This is a genomic window from Chryseolinea serpens (genome assembly GCF_900129725.1).
Taxonomy (GTDB): Bacteria; Bacteroidota; Bacteroidia; order Cytophagales; family Cyclobacteriaceae; genus Chryseolinea; species Chryseolinea serpens.
Map to the genome: position 1 here is coordinate 602,861 of NZ_FQWQ01000004.1, position 18,146 is coordinate 621,006.

The window sequence follows — 18,146 nt, forward strand, 5'->3', positions numbered from 1 at the left end:
TTATATGCTCTTTAGTTCACCTGAATTCATTTTTGCTTTTTTACCGGTAACCTTAATTGTTTACTTTTTGCTGTCGTCGAGCCAGAAGGTGGAGGCGTCGCGATTGTGGTTGCTGGTGGCATCGTTGTTCTTTTACGGCTGGTGGAACCCGGCCAACCTGATCCTGATCGGGGTGTCGATGATCTTCAATTTCACGTTTGGCAATCTCATCATCCGGCACCGGAAAAAATGGCTGCTCACCGTGGGTGTTTCCGCGAACCTGGCCGTGTTGTTCTATTACAAATACGCCAACTTCTTTCTCACCAATTTCAATGGCTTGTTCGAAGGGCATTATGCCCTGCTGAATGTAGTGCTGCCGTTGGGCGTGAGCTTTTTTACGTTCACACAAATCGCCTACCTGGTCGATAGCTCCCAGGGGAAAGTGGGCAACTACAAGTTCTCGCACTATTGCCTGTTCGTCACATTTTTTCCGCACCTCATCGCCGGCCCCATCGTGCACCACACGCAACTGATGCCGCAGTTTGCCGATCAAAAAAATGCGTTCCTGAATTTTCCCAACCTGGCGCGCGGCTTTTTTATTTTCAACCTGGGGCTGGCCAAAAAGATCATTGTCGCCGACACGCTGTCGACTATTGTTGCCAAGGGCTATGGAGACACCGCGGCGCTCACCACGGTGCAGGCCTGGGTCACATCGCTGGCCTATTCCACGCAATTGTATTTTGACTTCAGCGGCTACTCCGATATGGCTATTGGTTTAGGATTGTTGTTCAATATTGACTTTCCCCTGAACTTCAACTCCCCCTACAAATCGAAAAACATCCAGGAGTTCTGGCGGCGGTGGCACATCACGCTCAGTCAATTTCTCCGTGACTATATTTATATCCCCCTGGGTGGAAACCGGAAAGGGGAGTGGGGTACGGCCAGCAACCTGATGATCACCTTCATCCTGGGGGGCATCTGGCACGGCGCGGGATGGACCTTTATTTTCTGGGGATTTCTGCACGGCGCCGCGCTGGTGATCCACCGGCAGTTTACACGGCTCAACCTGCGCATGGCCGATTGGCTTGGGGTGGTGCTCACCTTCCTGTACGTGAACGTCACGTGGGTGTTCTTCCGCGCACCTTCCTGGCGATCGGCAATCGATTTGCTGAAGGCGATGGTGGGCAAGGGCGTACAAACGTCCGATGTATCGCTGGTGAGCGATTACTACATGGCGCCCATTTGGATCGCCGCGGCTGTTTTGCTGTTCACCAAAAACACGAATGAATTGGGTGCTGAATTCAAGCCCGACTACCGGCGGTTGGCCACACTGATCATCGTGGTCATGCTCAACCTGTTGTTCCTGAATTCGGCCACGAACCAGGAGTTTTTATACTTTGATTTCTAAACGTATGACGGCTCGTAAATTTCTTTTGCGCTGCACACTCGTCGTGATCTTGCTCACGGTCGTGCTGGTCGCCATCAATGCGTATGTCGATCTCTATGGATTGTTCCGCCCGGTGAAGGGACGCAGTATTTCGATCTACAGCGACGAGCGCACGAGCAAATATTTGCTGGCCCATCGCTACGTGCCCGAAAATTTTGAGGGCTATATTCTGGGGCCGTCCTTGTCGGCCAACCTGAACCCGAAGCTCATCACGGAACACAAGATCTATAACCTCAGCATGATGGGGGCGAACATCACGGAACAGAAGGCTGTGGTGGACCAGGCGCTGCAACACAAGGCCCCGCAGTTCGTGCTGGTGTGTCTCCATCCCTATCTGACGCACGATCACGGTATGAAGACGGGGATGATCAATCCGAAGGAATATTACGGTGCCCTGGGATCTATGAGCCTGTACAAGACGTACGCGATCCGTTTCATCCGCGATCACAACCTGATGCCCGGCAAATATCCGCCAAACCAGTTCAACGACTACGGCTACAATTTCTATGACAAGATCCTGCAGGTGATGCCGGTGGAAGAAAAGATCCAGGAGCAGTTAAAACGCCCCGACGCCATCAAGACCGAGATCGACTCCGTCGCCATGACCGAGTTTGTGGCGCTGCTGCAAGCGTTCAGAGAGAAGAACGTAAAGGTGATCGGCTATTTTCATCCGCTGCCCTTTCCGCTTTTCGATAAGTTCCGTGGGCCACTGGGAGAATATAAACAAAAGATGCTGGCGGTGATGCCGAATGCGCGGATCGTTGATTTCAATACGCCGGAGTATGAATTCTTTACGAAGGATCTTTCCAACTATATCGATCACGGCCACCTGAGCGAGAAGGGCCAACAATATCTGTTGCGCGAGATTCTCACGCAGGCCGATATGTTAAGGCAGCGTTAAGCGCGTACGCAGATCAGGTTCTCACCCGAAACCAGCAGCGCAAAGTTCTCTTTCTTAATGGCCTCGAAGAAGACGCGGGAACATCCTGGTTTCATGCGATCATGCAACTCCACGACGATGGTCTTGGCGTGTGGCAGCCATTTCTCTGCACCGAATTCGAATACTTCCTTCTCGGCACCTTCAATGTCGATCTTCAACAAGTCGATGCTTTTGATGTTGTATTGTTCCATCAGGTCTGCTACCGACAGGGCGGGCACAGCACCGGCTTTTTTGGAAGTGTTTTGTTCTACCATGAAACCCCAGTCGCTGGAGTCCGGGTTGTTGATGATCAGTTCATCTTTCTCGTGCCACAGAGCCGCCTGTAAGGGGATGACGTTTGTATAGGGCGCGGTGTTTTTCTTCAGCTGCGCGAAGTTCCCATTTTCCGGTTCGATGGCGATGATCTTGGCGTTGGGATAGCGGTTGGCAAAGTAAACAGAGGCCAGGCCGATGTTGGCGCCGGCGTCGATGATCACTTTTATGTCCGAGGGGACGGGCATGCCGAAGTCCTGGTCGAGGTCGTATTCCTTCAGCAGGAAAACTTGCTTGAATACCAATTGATCGGAACTGCCGTTGCGCAGCGAGATGGGATAGCGTGCATCCGCCACGTTAATGGATTGTGTCTTCTTTAACTTGAGCTTAATGAAGAGGACCAGGCCTTTCCAAAAACCATAGCTTTTGACACAAAGACCCAATTCGTAAAAACGTACTCTGTTTCTCATCTAGCGGAATCGGCTTAATACCTTGGATTTGAAAACGTTCTTGAAGATATCGACCGTGGCGCCCATGGCGGCCATATATTCCTTGCCGAGGCTTCGTTTGGGAACAATGTGTTCGTACATGCTTTTGTCCCAAACTTGAGTAAAGTATTTTTTCAACTCGGCATCCGTGGGCTCCACAACGTACTCGATACGTTCCTTCCACTCGTAGTTGACGGTGAAGATCTGTTGCTGGGTGCGTTGGAGGATTTTGAAGCCGAAGGAATTGCGTGGCAGGTAGTCGAGAAAGAGGTCGCCGAAATCGTGGGTGCTTTTCATGCCCAGGCGCTCTTTGTCAACGATAACGATCTTTTTGTCGATCTCCAGCAACACCCACTTGTGGGCGCCGCGCGGGATCATGAACTCGCCGATCATGGAAGGCGCTTCCAGGTATCCGCCCTTGCCGACGCGGCTGAGCTCATCCATAAATTGCGCGGGGTGGTCGACGTGCTCAACCACATGGCAACAAATTACGTAATCGAACTCATTGTCCGTGAAAGGGAGGGTTTCACCATCGGCCTGCACGAAACGTTGTTTCTTCAGTACTTTGATGTCGCCGGCGCGGTGATAGTTGTCCTCGATGTATTTGTCGGTGACCACGTTTGCGCGGGGGTGTGGGTTGTGACCACTTCCCACGTCCAGCACGCTGAACTGGGATGGGATTTTGAGCTTAAAGCGAGAGGTAGGGTTGCTTACTTTCATATGTTTTATCAACTTACGAAGATTCAAAGATAAGGTTAATTATAATATTTCATGACCGAAAAAAATTATTGGGTTCGCGCCAGCACCTACGTTACCCTTCAGCGGCTGGCCATTTTTGTTTTTGGCTTCGGGAGTTATTTTTTCATGGTCCGGTATTTCTCCAAGGATACGTTTGGCGTCTGGACCCTGTTTGTGGTGATCACCTCCATTGTGGAGATGAGCCGGTCTGCCTTCATTCAGAACGCGTTCGTAAAATTTTACAGTCAGCCCAATATCGACAGGTTTTCGCTCACTACCGCAAGCATTACCCTTAATTTTATTTCCACGCTCGTCTTTATAGCGCTCATGCTGGGGCTCATCCCCGTCCTGACCATTTTCTGGCACACCAAGGAAATCATGGGGCTCATCTTGTGGTACTGCTCCACATCGCTCATCCTGGTCCCGCTCACGCAGCTCAACTACCTGGAACAAGCGAACCAAAGTTTTCGCGGCGTCTTCTGGAGCGCCGTGGTGCGCCAGGGATTTTTCTTTAGCGTGGTGGTGATCTGCTTTCTGTGGGTGCCCGATCTGTCGCTCAATTTTTTTGCCGCCATGCAAAGTGTGGGCGCCATCGCCGGGCTTGTCACCGCGTGGATCTTGTCGAAACAATTTGCTCCGAGGAGGCTTGCAACCGATCGCGCTATGGTGCGGAGCCTGTTTAAGTTTGGGAAATACATTTTGGGAACCGGTGTGGCATCGACCATCGGCAAGAACGCCGACCAAATTTTGTTGGGTTCCATCAGTCACAGTTCAGTGGCTTTGTATAACGCCGCCGTCCGGGTCATGAATTTTGTGGAGATCCCCACGCTGTCGATTTCCAACATCGTTTACCCGAAGATCGCCGAGCGCGCCAACCTGGAAGGGAAGGAGGCCGCCGGCCGGCTCTATGAGAAGTCGGTGGCCACCATTGTGGGCATTATCCTCCCGGTGATCGTGGGCATCCTGGTGCTTCCCCACATCGTGTTGCTCATCACGGCCGGTAAATCGTATCTGGAAGCCGCGCCGATCCTGCGCATTATGGCCACAGCGTCCATCCTGATCCCTTTCAACGTGCAAGTGGGTTCGGCCTTCGAGGTGATCGGAAAACCCCACGTAAGCTTTTATATTAACATTTCTGCTAACGTGGTGAACCTGGTGGTCAACCTCCTGCTCATTCCCCGCCTCGGGATTATGGGGGCCGTGTGGGCGATGCTCATCACAAACGTCTTTATATTTGTAGTCAGCCAAGTGTTGCTCCGGCGCGAAATGGGCATAAGCCTCTTGCGCACGGGCAAGGAGCTGGTGGAATTCTATAAAACGGCCCCGGGCCATATCCGGGGTTTTATCTCAAGAAAAAAATAACATGCCCTACAATTTTGTCATCTTCAGCCTGTCGCCCTGGAACATCAATTATGGAGCTAACATCAAGGACCTCAGCTATGAGCTCGCTAAACACAACCACCGCGTCTTATATATAGACACACCCCTGAAGCGCAAAGACCGCTGGCTGAAACGCGACAAGCCCTTTGTGAAGGAAGTGGAGGAACGCATAAAATCAGGCAACCTCCTGAAGCAGGTGGGAGAGAACCTGTGGCATTATATTCCCCAGGAAATATTGGAATCGGTGAACCAGGTGAAGTCTGCCTCCTTGTTCAACCTGGTGAACGGGGTGAACAACAAACGATTTTCCAAGTCCATTCTCCGAGCGGTGAAGCAGATTGGCTTCGATGAATTCATCATCATCAACGACAATGAGGTCTACAACGGTCTCACCATAAAAGAACTGGTGAAGCCATCGTTATATGTGTATTATCTGCGCGATAAGCTTTCGGCCATGAAGTATTGGAAGCTTCATGTGGGCCGGGTAGAGCCTTCGCTCATCCAGTCGGCCGATGTGGTGGTGGCCAACTCCGAATACCTGTCGGACTATGCGGCGGAGTTTAACAAGCATAGCTACTATGTGGGGCAGGGATGTGACGTCACGCATTTTCTGACCCGACCACCCCAAACCGACATCGACGCGATGTTGAAGGACATTCCCGGGCCCATCGTGGGCTACATGGGGGCCATCAACGCCGAGCGTCTCGACATCAGCCTCATTGAAGGCATCGCTACTAAAATGCCGGACTACAGTTTTGTGTTCATCGGCATCGAGGACGAGACCTTCAAGCAAAGCGCCTTGCACCAATTGAAGAACGTGTATTTCCTCGGCAAGAAGGATTTTTCTGAACTGCCGGCGTTTCTGTATGGCGTCGACGTGACCATCAATCCCCAAGCCATGAACGAGATCACCATCGGTAACTATCCCCGCAAGGTCGACGAATACCTGGCCGCGGGCAAGCCCGTGGTGGCCACCAAGACGCACGCCATGAATCCGTTCCGCGAGCACGTCTACCTTGGTGAAAGCGTTGACGATTATGTAACTTTGATCCCGAAAGCGATCGCCGAGAACAACGCCGCCAAGGCGGCCGCCCGCCGCGATTTCGCCCTGGAGCATACGTGGAAGAAAAATGCCGAGCTCATTCTGGAGGCTATCGAAAAGGTGAAACCGGCGAAGTAGAAAAACAAGACAAGTACCCCCTAAACACGATCGCGTGCGGATTGCCAATATTGTTGTCGCCCATAAAAATCCCAAGCAGGTATTGCGCCTGATGAAGCAATACGATGCGCGCCACTTCCATCATTTTGTACACCTGGACGTGCGTTGTCCCTATGCAGGCGAATTCAATGAACTCCCGCACGTAACGCTCATGCCCATCCGGCGCAGGCTCGTGTATGCGGGCTATGGGTTTGTGCAGGTGGTGCTCGATGCATTTGCCTTGGCGAAGGCCAGAGAGCCCTTTCAATATTTTAACGTCATGAGCGGGCAGGACTACCCCGTGAAATCGACACAGGCGTTTTATGAATTTTTGAAAGCTTCGTATGGCACCGAGTTCTTCGAGATCTACGACATGCCTTCGTGGCCACAGGCCTATCATCGCTATGAGCGCTATCATTTGATTGAGTGGGAAATAAAAGGCCGGTATAGATTAGAGAACCTGATCAACCGGTTTATCCCCAAGCGCGGGTTCTTTCCCGGCCTGGAGCCCTTTGGGCGGTCGGCCTGGTTTACGGCCACGGACCGGTTTGTGGATCACGCGGTGGCGTTTATTGAAAATAACCCCCAGTTTATCCGGCACATGAAAACCGTTTGGTCGCCGGATGAATTTATTTTCAATACTCTCGCTATGAACTCGTACCTTCGTGAGAAAGTTACGTTCAATAATCTCCGGCACATCGACTGGTCGGAAGGCAACGTGACCCCGAAGATCTTTAAAACGGAAGACCTCCCTGTGTTACTGGAGAGCCCGGCCTTCCTGGCGCGCAAGTTTGACGACACGGTGGACGAAACGATCCTCGACCTGCTGGACCAAAGCAATCGTGCATGGGACAACAGTAAGAAACAAACGATTGCTTAAGTTTTTCACGACTTTTGTTTTTGTATGCTTTTTAGAATGTCTAATTTTCTTAACCCTCTAATCTGAAATTGCTGTGTGTGGAATAGTTGGCTTTTGTGATTTCAACAAGCGTAGCAACGCAGACGTGTTGCAGAAAATGACGCAGTCGCTCCACCATCGTGGACCCGACGATTCCGGAACGTTCTTCGAAGAGCAATCCGGGTTTGCCCTCGGCTTTGGCCATACCCGCCTCTCCATTCTCGACCTGTCGCCGCTGGGCCACCAGCCGATGCGCGTTGGCAAAATGGTGATCACCTTCAACGGCGAAGTGTATAACTTCATGGAGATCCGTGAGCGCCTGGAGAAGGAGGGATGCACCTTTAAGAGCCATTCCGACACGGAGATGATCCTGTATGCCTTTCAGCAATGGGGACCTTCGTGTCTGCAATATTTCCGCGGCATGTTTGCCTTCACCCTGTATGACGAGGAAAAACAGAAGCTGTATGTGGTGCGCGACCGCGTAGGAGTAAAGCCACTCTATTATTATCACAAGGACAATACGTTCCTTTTCAGCTCTACGCTGAAACCCTTCCACGTCCACCCGGCCTTTCATAAGGAGGTCGATATGGCCAGTCTGGGGCTGTTTTTGCAGTATAGCTACATCCCTGGCCCGCATTGTATCTTCAAGCATACCCAGAAATTACTGCCCGGCCATTACCTGGAAATATCGCTGACCAACCGCGACATCAAGCTCCATAAATATTGGGATGTGGTCGACGCTTATAACCAACCGAAACTGGATGTGGGCGACGAAGAAGCGATCCGCGAAACGGAAAAGATCCTGAGCGAGTCGTTCAACTACCGCATGGTGGCCGATGTGCCCGTGGGCATTTTCCTCAGCGGTGGCTTCGACAGTTCGGCCGTAGCGGCACTCATTCAAAAGGACAGGACCGATCGCTTAAAGACCTTTACCATCGGCTTCGACGTTCCCGGGTTTGATGAAGCCCCCGATGCTCGAAAGATCGCCAAGCACCTCGGCACGGATCACACCGAATACTATTGCTCGCCCAAGGATGCCTTCGATATCATCCCCAACCTCCCGGATATTTATGACGAACCCTTTGCCGACAACTCCTCCGTTCCCTCCGTGCTGGTGTCTCAATTGGCGCGCAAGCAAGTGACGGTAGCGCTTTCGGGCGATGGTGGCGATGAGATCTTTGCGGGCTATAACAAGTTCAGCCAGTCAATAAAATATGCCAACGGGTATCCGCAGTGGGTGAAACGCTCCATTGCCAAGACCATGGGCATCATCAATCCCGATCATATCCCGGTGCTCAATCAGCAATACAACTTCTCGACGCGTTATGAGAAGATGAAGCATATTTTGCAAAGCAACGATCCTTCCGACGCCATGAACATCATCAGCCAGTACATTCCGCAACAGGAAGTGAAACGGCTGGTGGCGAAGGAATTCAAAGATTATAAGACCTTCTTCGACCTGAAAGAAGAATTCGCCGGTCATAACGATGCCTTGAGCAAGATGCTGGGCATCGACTACAAAACGTTTTTGAACGACAACAACCTCGTGAAGATCGACCGCGCCACCATGTCGGTGGGGTTGGAGGGAAGAGAGCCCTTCCTCGATCAGAAGGTTATCGAATACGTGGCGCGGCTCCCATCGCACCTGAAGCTGCGCGACGGGGTGACGAAGTATATTCTGAAACAAATCGTTTATAAGCACATTCCCCGCGAGTTGATGGACCGGCCCAAGAAGCCGTTCATTGCCCCGCTCACGGTGTGGTTCATGAACGAGTTGAAAGACTTTTTCCTCAACTACCTCGACGAAGGCCGCATCCGCCGCGAAGGCCTGTTGAACGCCGAGCCCATCCTGGCGATGCGCAACCAATACCTGTCGGGTAAAAAAGTTAATCATCAAAAATTATGGAATTTGCTGATATTTGAAATGTGGATGGAGAAGTGGATGAAGTAAGTCAGCAACCCGTAAACCCCCAATAGTTTTTTGAAGCGCATAAAGATCGTTGAAGCCATCCGGCAAGGTTCCATAGGTGGCGGGGAGAGCCATGTCATCGACGTGGTGAAGCACCTGGACAAGGCGCGTTTCGAGCCCGTCGTGTTATCGTTCACAGAAGGAGAGATGATCCAGACCCTGCAGGCCATGGGGGTGAAAACATATGTGATCCCCACCACCACGCCGTTCGATTTCCGGGTATGGCCAAAGGTGACAGCGCTCCTGCGCGAGATCCAACCCGACCTGGTGCATGCGCATGGCACGCGGGCCATGTCGAATGTGTTCCGCTCGTCGCGGGCTTTGAAGATCCCTTTACTCTATACGATCCACGGCTGGTCGTTCCATGACAATCAGCGACCCCTGGTGCAGCGTATCCGGGCGTGGAGCGAGGGCTTCCTGACGCGTAGGGCCAGCGTCAATATTTCGGTATCCCAATCCAACCAGCAAACCGGTAAAAACAAGATCTCCGGCTTCAAGTCGGTGGTGATCATGAATGGCGTGGACCTGAATAAATTCGCCACCCAGACCAACACGAAAGGGCTACGCGATCAGTTCAACCTCCGCGCCGACGATATCGTGATCGGCTTTATAGCCCGGTTCACGTACCAGAAATCGCCCGTGCTGATGGTGGAGGTGTTTGCCTCCTTATTAAAGGACCACCCCAACCTGAAACTGCTGATGGTTGGCGACGGCGAATTGATGCCCCAGGTAAAAGAGCGGATCCAGGCCCTGGGCATAGCGTCCAATGTGGTGTTGCCGGGATTTAGAAAAGACATTCCGGCGCTGCTGGGCATCATGGACGTGTATTGCCTGCCCTCGTTGTGGGAGGGGCTTCCGCTGGGGGTGATCGAGGCGATGGCCATGCAAAAAGCGATCGTCGCCACCGCGGTGGATGGCTCGAAAGAGATCATCGAGCCCGGCGAAAACGGCCTGCTGACCACTCCGGGCAACGGTGAGGAACTACGCCAGGCGTTGGACCGCGTGGTGCGCGACAACGTTCTGCGCGAAAAAATGGCGAGCAACGCCCTGCGCTATGTGACAGCTAACCACAGTGTGGAGCACATGGTGCACCAGGTGGAAGATATTTACAACACTTTGGTTTGATACGGGTTTTTGTGTTGCCCTTTATAATTCTGAAATTCGATATAACTTTACCATCTATCAATAGACCCCTGACCATGAAAAATCTACTGATCCTTACGTTTGGAGTGCTCGTTTTTTGTCTCCCCGCCCGTGCGCAGCAAATCGATTATAAGAAGATCATTCTGCCCGATGGCATTACCAACCTGAGCATTGAAGAACGTCTGGTGCAATTGGCATGGAAGAATAACCCGGAGGTCAAGGCCGTCCAGCACGACGTAAATGCCTCCCAATACGAAGTGAAAATAGCCGCCACCCGTTGGACCAGTTTGTTGGGGGCACAGGGCAACTTGAACGAGTTTACCGTAAAACAGATCACCGGGTCTACGCAGACGACCAACAATTTCTATCCGCGTTACAACGTCTATCTCAACGTGCCGCTTTCTGCGTTTTTTGAGTTTCCCAACCAGAAAAAGGCCGCCCGCGAGCGCATGGGCATTAAACAGGAGCAGTCCAACATGTTAAAGCTTGACATCCGGGCCCGGGTGCTGAAATTATACAGTGAATACCGCAAAAATGAGGTCGTTTGGCGCATCCGGAAGGAAGAATTGGACGATTTCAAGCTGAGAGTCAACACGATAGAGCAAAAATTCAGCGATGGCGCCGCCACGTTGGAGGAGTATGTGAGCGCCCAGCGGGTATTTCGCGACGTTCAGATCCAGGAGGCGACCGCAAAAAGCGACTGGGATAAATCGAAGTTTGACCTCGAACAGGTCATCGGTGTAAAGCTTGAAGAAGTACTTTAATGAGGTTTTTTGACTTAAAAAAGTAACCACTAAAGTAAAAAAATACTTTGAAACCCCTTTAAATAGCCGAATTTGGCGGTTAGTTAAAAAAGACAAAAAAAATACTATGTAATATTTTTGTCCGTTATGGTAATATTTTTAATTTCGTGCTGTGCTTTTGTCGGCTGTCTATAGTTAATCTTTAATCTATTACCTTTTATGAAAAAGTCCCTGGCTTTAGTTGTGACCTTGCTGTTGGTTGCATTTTCAGCTTTTTCCCAGTCAGTCCCTTTTCCTACAGGCCCACGCGATAACAATGCCCTTGAAAATTGGGGTTATCAGCAAGTGGGTACCAATTGGGACACCTCACCTTTCCTGCCGTTCATTTATCAAGGCCGTTGGTTTAGGTTGATGCCCCCGAACGGGGTTTCCTACACCGCCGCTACGAAAACATGGACATTCTCTGAGCCGGGCAAGAAATACCCGCTCATTATGTTTCTACACGGTGCCGGCGAAGCGGGTACCGATAACAACAACCAGCTGAAACACGGCGGTCAAATTCACAGGGATGCTGTGCTCTCCGGCAAGTTCCCTGGCTTTTTGTTTTATGAGCAATCCTCGACGCTGGACCAGATCAAAGCACAGCTTGAAAAGCTGATTGCTACACTGCCCATCGACATCAACCGGATCTACATCCACGGTTTGTCCGGTGGTGGTGGTGACACCTGGAAGTTTGCCATTGCGAACCCGACCCTGATCGCGGGAGCCTTCCCGATGTCGGCTTCCAACGACGATGCCAAGCAAGAGAAAATGCTTTACATGAACCTGCGCCAGTCGCAAGGTGAAAGAGACAACAACCCTAACCCGGGATGGACGCAAACTATCGTTGACTGGTTCAACACCAACGGCGGTCACCTGGAATACTTCTATTTACTCGGCGTAGGTCACGGTACATGGGATGCCATGTATAACCGCGCTGACTTCTTCCCCTGGTTTTTATCCCACAAGAAAAATGAGATCTTAGTACTCTTTAATAGGAATCTACTGTGCCCCGGCGTACCCACTTCTGTAACCATGGGCTTCACGCCCGGTTTCGATGCCTATGAATGGCAGAAGGATGGCGTGACCATCTCCGGAGCAACAGCATTTAAAATTACGGCTACAGCATTTGGTTCGTACACAGGCCGCATCAAGAACCGCGGTGTTTGGTCCGATTGGGCTACCCCGGTGGTTGTAGGCACGAAGCCTCCTACCTATACGCCAGCCATTACGGCCACACCGGGTAAGACCATCGTGTTGCCCGCCCCTGATGGATCCACTACCACGTCGCTGCAAGAGCCCGATGGTTATACCGCTTATGTTTGGAAGAATGCGACAACCAATGCCGTGGTGGCCAACACCCAGGTATTTTCCACTGCTACTGTAGGAACCTATAAAGCTGTCGTTACGGAACAGAACGGTTGCTCCAGTGTGGAATCGCCCGCATTCACGGTAGTGAACGCCAACGGTCCGAACAAGCCGGATGGCATCAGCGGTTTCCTGGGCTATGCCAATACACAAACGCAAATTACCCTGGCGTGGAGCGATAACCCTACGCCTCTCAATAACGAGACCGGCTTTGAGGTCTACAGAGGTCCTACGATCACCGGCCCTTTTAGTCTCATCAGCACGACCGTTGCCAACGCCAACTCTTTTATTGACACGGGCCTGACGCCGAACACTACATATTATTATCTCGTCAGACCTATCAACGCTTCGTCTGCAGGTCCTGTATCGCCGACCATTGGTGTTGCCACGAAAGTGGATGCCACACCTCCGACGGCTCCTTCAAACCTGACCATTACCGGAACCAGCCCCGTTTCAGTTTCTTTGTCGTGGACTGCGGCAACGGATGATGTGGGCGTATACCGCTACGACATCTACAAAAATGGCGTGAAGGTATTGGCTGTAAACGATGTGCAAGGCACCGTATTCAACCTCACCGCAGGCGAAGTGTACAACTTCACCGTGAAGGCCAGAGACGTGACCGGAAACAGCTCTACCGAAAGCAACCAGGTGACTGCCCCCGCCGTCAACAACGGTCTTAACTACAAGGTATACGCTGGCACCTGGACTAACCTCCCGGTGGATTTCAACGCCATCACACCGATCAAGATCGGTAACACCCCCAACGTCGACCTCAGCGCATCCGGTTTGACTACGAACTATGCGATGTACTGGGAAGGGATGATCAACATCACTGCTGCGGGTACCTATACTTTTGAAACCTACTCCGATGATGGCAGCAAACTGTACATCGGTGGCTACGGTTCTGCCTACCAGGTTGTGAACAACGATGGCTCGCATGGTGTGCGCTATCGTTCGGGCACCAAGACCTTTGCGGCTCCCGGTCAATATCCGATCGTGATCACCTACTTCCAGGCCACCAGTGGAATGACCATGCAGGTGTATTGGAGCAACACGCCTACCGGTATCACTACCCGTCAGTTGATCCCGAATAGCGCCTTTGCCTCTAACTTTGTGATGCCTGATGCACCTCCTGCAGCGCCTACCCAGTTGGCCGCTCAAGCCGTTGCCTACAACCAGATCAACCTGACCTGGACAGACAACAGCTCGAACGAGACAGGGTTCCAATTGTACAGAGCCACCAACACAGCAGGTCCTTATGCAACCGTTGGCACGATCCCGGCGAACACCACCTCGTTTAGCGACAAGACCGTTGCGCCTGCAACAAAATATTTCTACCGTATCAAAGCCATCGGCCGTTACGGTGAGTCTAATTTGTCAAATGAAATTGCAAGGAGCCTGTCCTATTCATATTACGAGGCGACCTTGTCTAATCTCAATACGATCAACTCATTGACACCGGTGAAAACCGGCACCTCTTCGACCTTCGACCTGACGGTGCGCAACCGCACGACTAACTACGCCTTCAAGTGGGTGGGCAAGATCAACGTACCGACTACCGGTAACTATACTTTCTACACCACTTCCGACGACGGTAGCTTGCTCTATATCGACGGCGTGCTTCGTGTATCGAATGACACTCAAGTCAGTGTTGAAAAGTCAGCTACTATCAATAACCTGACGGCTGGTGCACACGACATCGTGGTCGCCTACAGACAGCTCTCCGGTGGTGCCTCACTGAACGTAAGCTGGCAAGGTCCCAACATTGCAAAGGCCGTGATCCCGGCTGGCGTATTGGCGCAAGATGAAATAAACGCCACAACGCCTGCGTTGCCCGCTGCCCCTGCAGCGCCGACCAGCTTAGCGGCTACACCGCTCTCGAAGTCTTCTATCCAGGTATCCTGGACGGATGCCAGCACAACGGAAACCGGTTTCGAACTGTATCGTTCCGTGCACGTGAACACCAACTTCGTGTTGTTCAAGACCCTGGCACCGAACACCAACTCGTTCCTGGATGCCGGACTGTTCCCGAATGAAACATACTATTATAAAGTATCGGCAGTTGGCGTAGGCGGAAGCAACTCCACACCGATTGTTAGCGCTGCCACCCTGAACACCAAACCGGTGATCACCGACGTAGCCGACATTACTGTGAAATACGGCAAGACCCTGAGCTTGAGTGTCATCGCGCAAGACGATGATCACGAGCCGTTGACGTTGACCGCACAAGGCCTTCCCGGAAGCTGGGCTACCTTCGCCGACCAAGGCGATGGCACCGGTACGCTGGCCCTTGCGCCGCTCATCGGCAACCTTGGCCAGTATCCGAACGTCCGCATCATTGTTGCTGACCAGCACAACGGCAAGGATACCACTACATTCAAAATAACTGTAACCGACAAAGACGTACCCGCCATCGTTCCTGTGACCGATGTAACGGTGAACGAAGGTTCTAACAGTGCTGTGACCATCACAGCAACGTCTGACGCCGGCACGGCAAACCTGACCTGGACCGCAGTGAACTTCCCTTCGTTCGCAACATTGACAAACGATGCGCTCGGAACCGGAACCGTAACCCTGAACCCTGGCTATATCCACTCCGGTGAATATAACCTGACCGTGAAGGTGAAGGACAACGTAGGAGGGGAGTCATCCAGAACTTTTAAAGTGACCGTATTGGATGTGAACCCCAATTCGTCGATCTCGATGAACCTGGTGTACTCTACCAATGCGAATGCACCTTGGAACAACATTACCGGACTGACCACTACAGGTCTGAAAAACAATACCGGTGCGACCACCACTGTGGGATTGGCTTTCCAAACTACAGCATGGAACACCTGGTTCGAAGGTACCCAGACCGGTAACAACTCCGGTGTGGTTCCCGACAACGTACTGAGCGACTACTATTACTTCGGTATCTTCGGAGCGCCGAACACAGTAGATGTGAAGGTGACAGGTTTGAATCCTGCCATGACCTATGCGTTCAAATTCCTCGCCTCCAGCAAGTGGACCGGTGTGCCGGATAACGGAACAACCCGCTACACGATTGGAGCGCTGACCTCTGCTGTGAATGCGCAGAACAACACCAGCAACCTGGCGATCATCAATGGTGTGACCCCTGCCGCTGACGGTTCCGTGACCTTCACCATGAGCAAAGATGGCGCGTCGGTAGTAGGTTACCTGAATGCCCTTATTGTAGAATCTCAATACCAAGCCGGAACGACTCCTGCCGCTCCCCGCGCATTGGATATTGCCCTGACACCGAACAACGAAGCGAAGCTGACCTGGATCGATGCACCGTTCAACGAAACTGGTTTCGACGTATTCCGCTCGACGACCAAGGGCGGTACCTATACCAAGATCAACGCATCGCCTGTGGCTGCCAACAGCACGTCGTTTACCGACGCCAGCCTGACGGAAGACACGAAGTACTACTATCAGGTGAGAGCGTTCAACGATATCGGAACGTCTCCTTATTCGAACCTCGATTCGATCAGTGTGCCGAACCTTGCACCGAAGATCACCATCAACGGCAACCTTTCGCTGACCCGCGGCGTGCAGTCTTCGATCACGGTTTCCGCAACCGATCTTCCTGCGAATAATTTCACCATGGCCGTGACCAACCTGCCTTCGTTCGCAACGTATCAGCAGACCACGCCGACCACCGGTACCATCACCTTCAATCCTACCTCGGCTAACCTGGGTGTGTTCACCTTCACGGTTTCCGCTACGGATAACAAGAGTGCCACATCCACGAAGGATGTTACGGTAACGGTGAGCGAGACCCTGGTGTACAGAATAGACCTGAACTTCAACCAGAACTCGGTGGCTGCAGCGCCTTGGAACAATGCCAACAAGGCTCCTGTGATCAACGATGTGTTCGCCAACCTGAAAGATGAAGGTGGCGTGAACCGCAACGTGAGCGTGACTTTGCTCTCTTCGTTTGGTGGTGTATATGGCGAAGGTGCCGTGACCGGAACAAACTCCGGTGTAGTGCCCGATGCCGTACTGCAAGAATACTACTGGTTCGGTGCCTTCAATGCACCGGATGCCGCTAAACTGAAAGTGTCTGGTCTGGATAAGCTGAACAAGTATACGTTCAAGTTCGTTGCCAGCAGTAATTTCAACAACAACGGTTCGATCATCAACAACGGTAGCACCGTGTTCACGATCGGCGCACGTTCGTCCTCTGTAAACGTACAAGGCAACACCTCTAACCTGGCCGTGATCACCGACGTGGTGACCAACGCCAGCGGCGAAGTGACCATCGACATCACCAAGGGCGGCGACGCTACGGTGGGTTATATCAACGGTTTGATCATCGAAGCCGTGGCCATCGATCCTTCGGGCTTTGCACCGACGAACCTGACGGCTTCCGGAAATTCGAAGACCAACATCATCCTGAACTGGTCCGACAACTCGCCTACGGAAACCGGCTTCCAGGTATATCGTTCGACCACGACCACAGACGGCGTGTACTCACTGATCGGTACCACCGGCCCTGACGTAGCGACCTATACCGACAACACCGGTGCCACCAACGGCAAGAAATACTACTACAAAGTTAGAGCAGCGATCCCGAGTGGATTCACCGCCTACAGTAACACGGCCAGCGCCGGAACGGTAGCTTTCGCAGTGTACATCAACGTGAACGGTGTAGCCGCTTACGATGCACCGGCACCTTGGAACAACTTGAGCCGCCTGGCAGTAGACAACGACGTGTTCTTCAACCTCAGAGATGAGTTGGGCAAACAAACGGGTCTGCGCCTCCGCTTCGAGGAAGCCATGGAAGGTATGAACGACTGGGGTATGTCGACTGGCAATGACTCCGGTATCTTCCCCGACAAGGTGTTGAAGAGCTTCTACTACACCAACGCCTACAACGGTATCGGCAAGCTGACCGTGGAAGGCTTGGATCAAGGATTCAACTATAACTTCGGCTTCATGGGCGCCATCGACGTGCAGCTGAACGTGACCACCAACTTCTCTATCGGCGACAGAACGGTGTCGAACCGCCAGGATCAGAACATCTCGAATGTATCGTACATCCGCAGCGTTCAACCTGATCAGAACAGCGAAGTGAAGATCCAGGTGCAGGAAGCCCTCGGATCACCCTGGTCGATCCTCAACGCTATCGTGATCGAAGCCTATCCTACAGACGACCGCAAGTCGGGTGTAGCCGGTGGCAGAACCAACACCAGCGGTACGATGCGCGAAGTGCGCTACGGAGAATCCAACCCTTCGGTGTTGCTCTATCCTAACCCGACACAACGCGAGCTGAACGTTCAAACCCTCGATTCTTCGATCGGTGATGTTCGCTACTCGATCGTGGATGCCATGGGTAAAGTGATGAAGGAAGGCACGTACGCCAACGACGAAGTGTCGTCCAACTTCACGGTCGACCTCCAGGGCAGCGGCTTCCAGAATTCGGTATACTTTATCAAGCTGGTATATCCTGACGGAAAAGTGCAATTGAAGAAGTTCGTCAAATACTAAGCATGTCTTTTTGAAAGACCTACCTCAACAACGAGGTAGGTCTTTTTTTTGCTCTCATTTTAATACCT

At 52.1% G+C, this 18,146-nt stretch carries 11 protein-coding genes; 9 read left to right on the forward strand and 2 right to left on the reverse strand.

Annotated elements, in window-relative coordinates; genetic code table 11:
* Window positions 1-4: 4 nt before the first annotated feature.
* Both BUB30_RS27115 and BUB30_RS27120 read left to right on the forward strand, forming a co-directional pair.
* The gene (locus BUB30_RS27115; protein WP_073140857.1) at window positions 5-1,387 is read left to right on the forward strand and encodes an MBOAT family O-acyltransferase; all 1,383 of its coding nucleotides are present in this window, start codon (window positions 5-7) and stop codon (window positions 1,385-1,387) included.
* Between the two features lie 4 nt (window positions 1,388-1,391).
* Window positions 1,392-2,327 (forward strand): hypothetical protein, encoded by a 936-nt coding sequence (locus BUB30_RS27120; protein ID WP_073140860.1) that lies wholly within the window; start codon window positions 1,392-1,394, stop codon window positions 2,325-2,327.
* Here BUB30_RS27120 and BUB30_RS27125 read toward each other — a convergent pair.
* Window positions 2,324-3,088, reverse strand: a complete 765-nt coding sequence (locus tag BUB30_RS27125) for an FkbM family methyltransferase (protein ID WP_084138433.1) — start codon at window positions 3,086-3,088, stop codon at window positions 2,324-2,326. The genes BUB30_RS27120 and BUB30_RS27125 overlap by 4 nt on opposite strands.
* The gene (locus BUB30_RS27130) at window positions 3,089-3,826 is read right to left on the reverse strand and encodes a class I SAM-dependent methyltransferase (RefSeq protein WP_073140862.1); all 738 of its coding nucleotides are present in this window, start codon (window positions 3,824-3,826) and stop codon (window positions 3,089-3,091) included. It abuts the gene before it with no gap.
* Between the two features lie 51 nt (window positions 3,827-3,877).
* Between BUB30_RS27130 and BUB30_RS27135 the strand changes: the two genes are divergently transcribed.
* The 7 genes from BUB30_RS27135 (at window position 3,878) to BUB30_RS27165 (ending at window position 18,078) form a co-directional block, all read left to right on the forward strand.
* On the forward strand, window positions 3,878-5,206 hold the full coding sequence (locus BUB30_RS27135; RefSeq protein WP_073140863.1) for an oligosaccharide flippase family protein: 1,329 nt from the start codon (window positions 3,878-3,880) through the stop codon (window positions 5,204-5,206).
* A gap of 1 nt (window position 5,207) precedes the next feature.
* Window positions 5,208-6,404 carry a glycosyltransferase gene (locus tag BUB30_RS27140; protein WP_073140865.1) on the forward strand — a complete coding sequence of 399 codons (1,197 nt, stop codon included), beginning with the start codon at window positions 5,208-5,210 and terminating at the stop codon, window positions 6,402-6,404.
* A gap of 34 nt (window positions 6,405-6,438) precedes the next feature.
* Window positions 6,439-7,302, forward strand: a complete 864-nt coding sequence (locus BUB30_RS27145; protein ID WP_143165103.1) for a beta-1,6-N-acetylglucosaminyltransferase — start codon at window positions 6,439-6,441, stop codon at window positions 7,300-7,302.
* Between the two features lie 73 nt (window positions 7,303-7,375).
* Window positions 7,376-9,271: an asparagine synthase (glutamine-hydrolyzing) gene (gene asnB / locus BUB30_RS27150; RefSeq protein WP_073140868.1), complete on the forward strand. Its 1,896-nt coding sequence runs from the start codon at window positions 7,376-7,378 to the stop codon at window positions 9,269-9,271.
* A 30-nt stretch (window positions 9,272-9,301) separates the two neighbouring features.
* Window positions 9,302-10,414, forward strand: a complete 1,113-nt coding sequence (locus tag BUB30_RS27155) for a glycosyltransferase family 4 protein (protein WP_073140870.1) — start codon at window positions 9,302-9,304, stop codon at window positions 10,412-10,414.
* 74 nt (window positions 10,415-10,488) lie between these two features.
* The gene (locus BUB30_RS27160; RefSeq protein WP_073140872.1) at window positions 10,489-11,196 is read left to right on the forward strand and encodes a TolC family protein; all 708 of its coding nucleotides are present in this window, start codon (window positions 10,489-10,491) and stop codon (window positions 11,194-11,196) included.
* Between the two features lie 198 nt (window positions 11,197-11,394).
* The gene (locus BUB30_RS27165; protein WP_073140874.1) at window positions 11,395-18,078 is read left to right on the forward strand and encodes a fibronectin type III domain-containing protein; all 6,684 of its coding nucleotides are present in this window, start codon (window positions 11,395-11,397) and stop codon (window positions 18,076-18,078) included.
* Window positions 18,079-18,146: the final 68 nt, after the last annotated feature.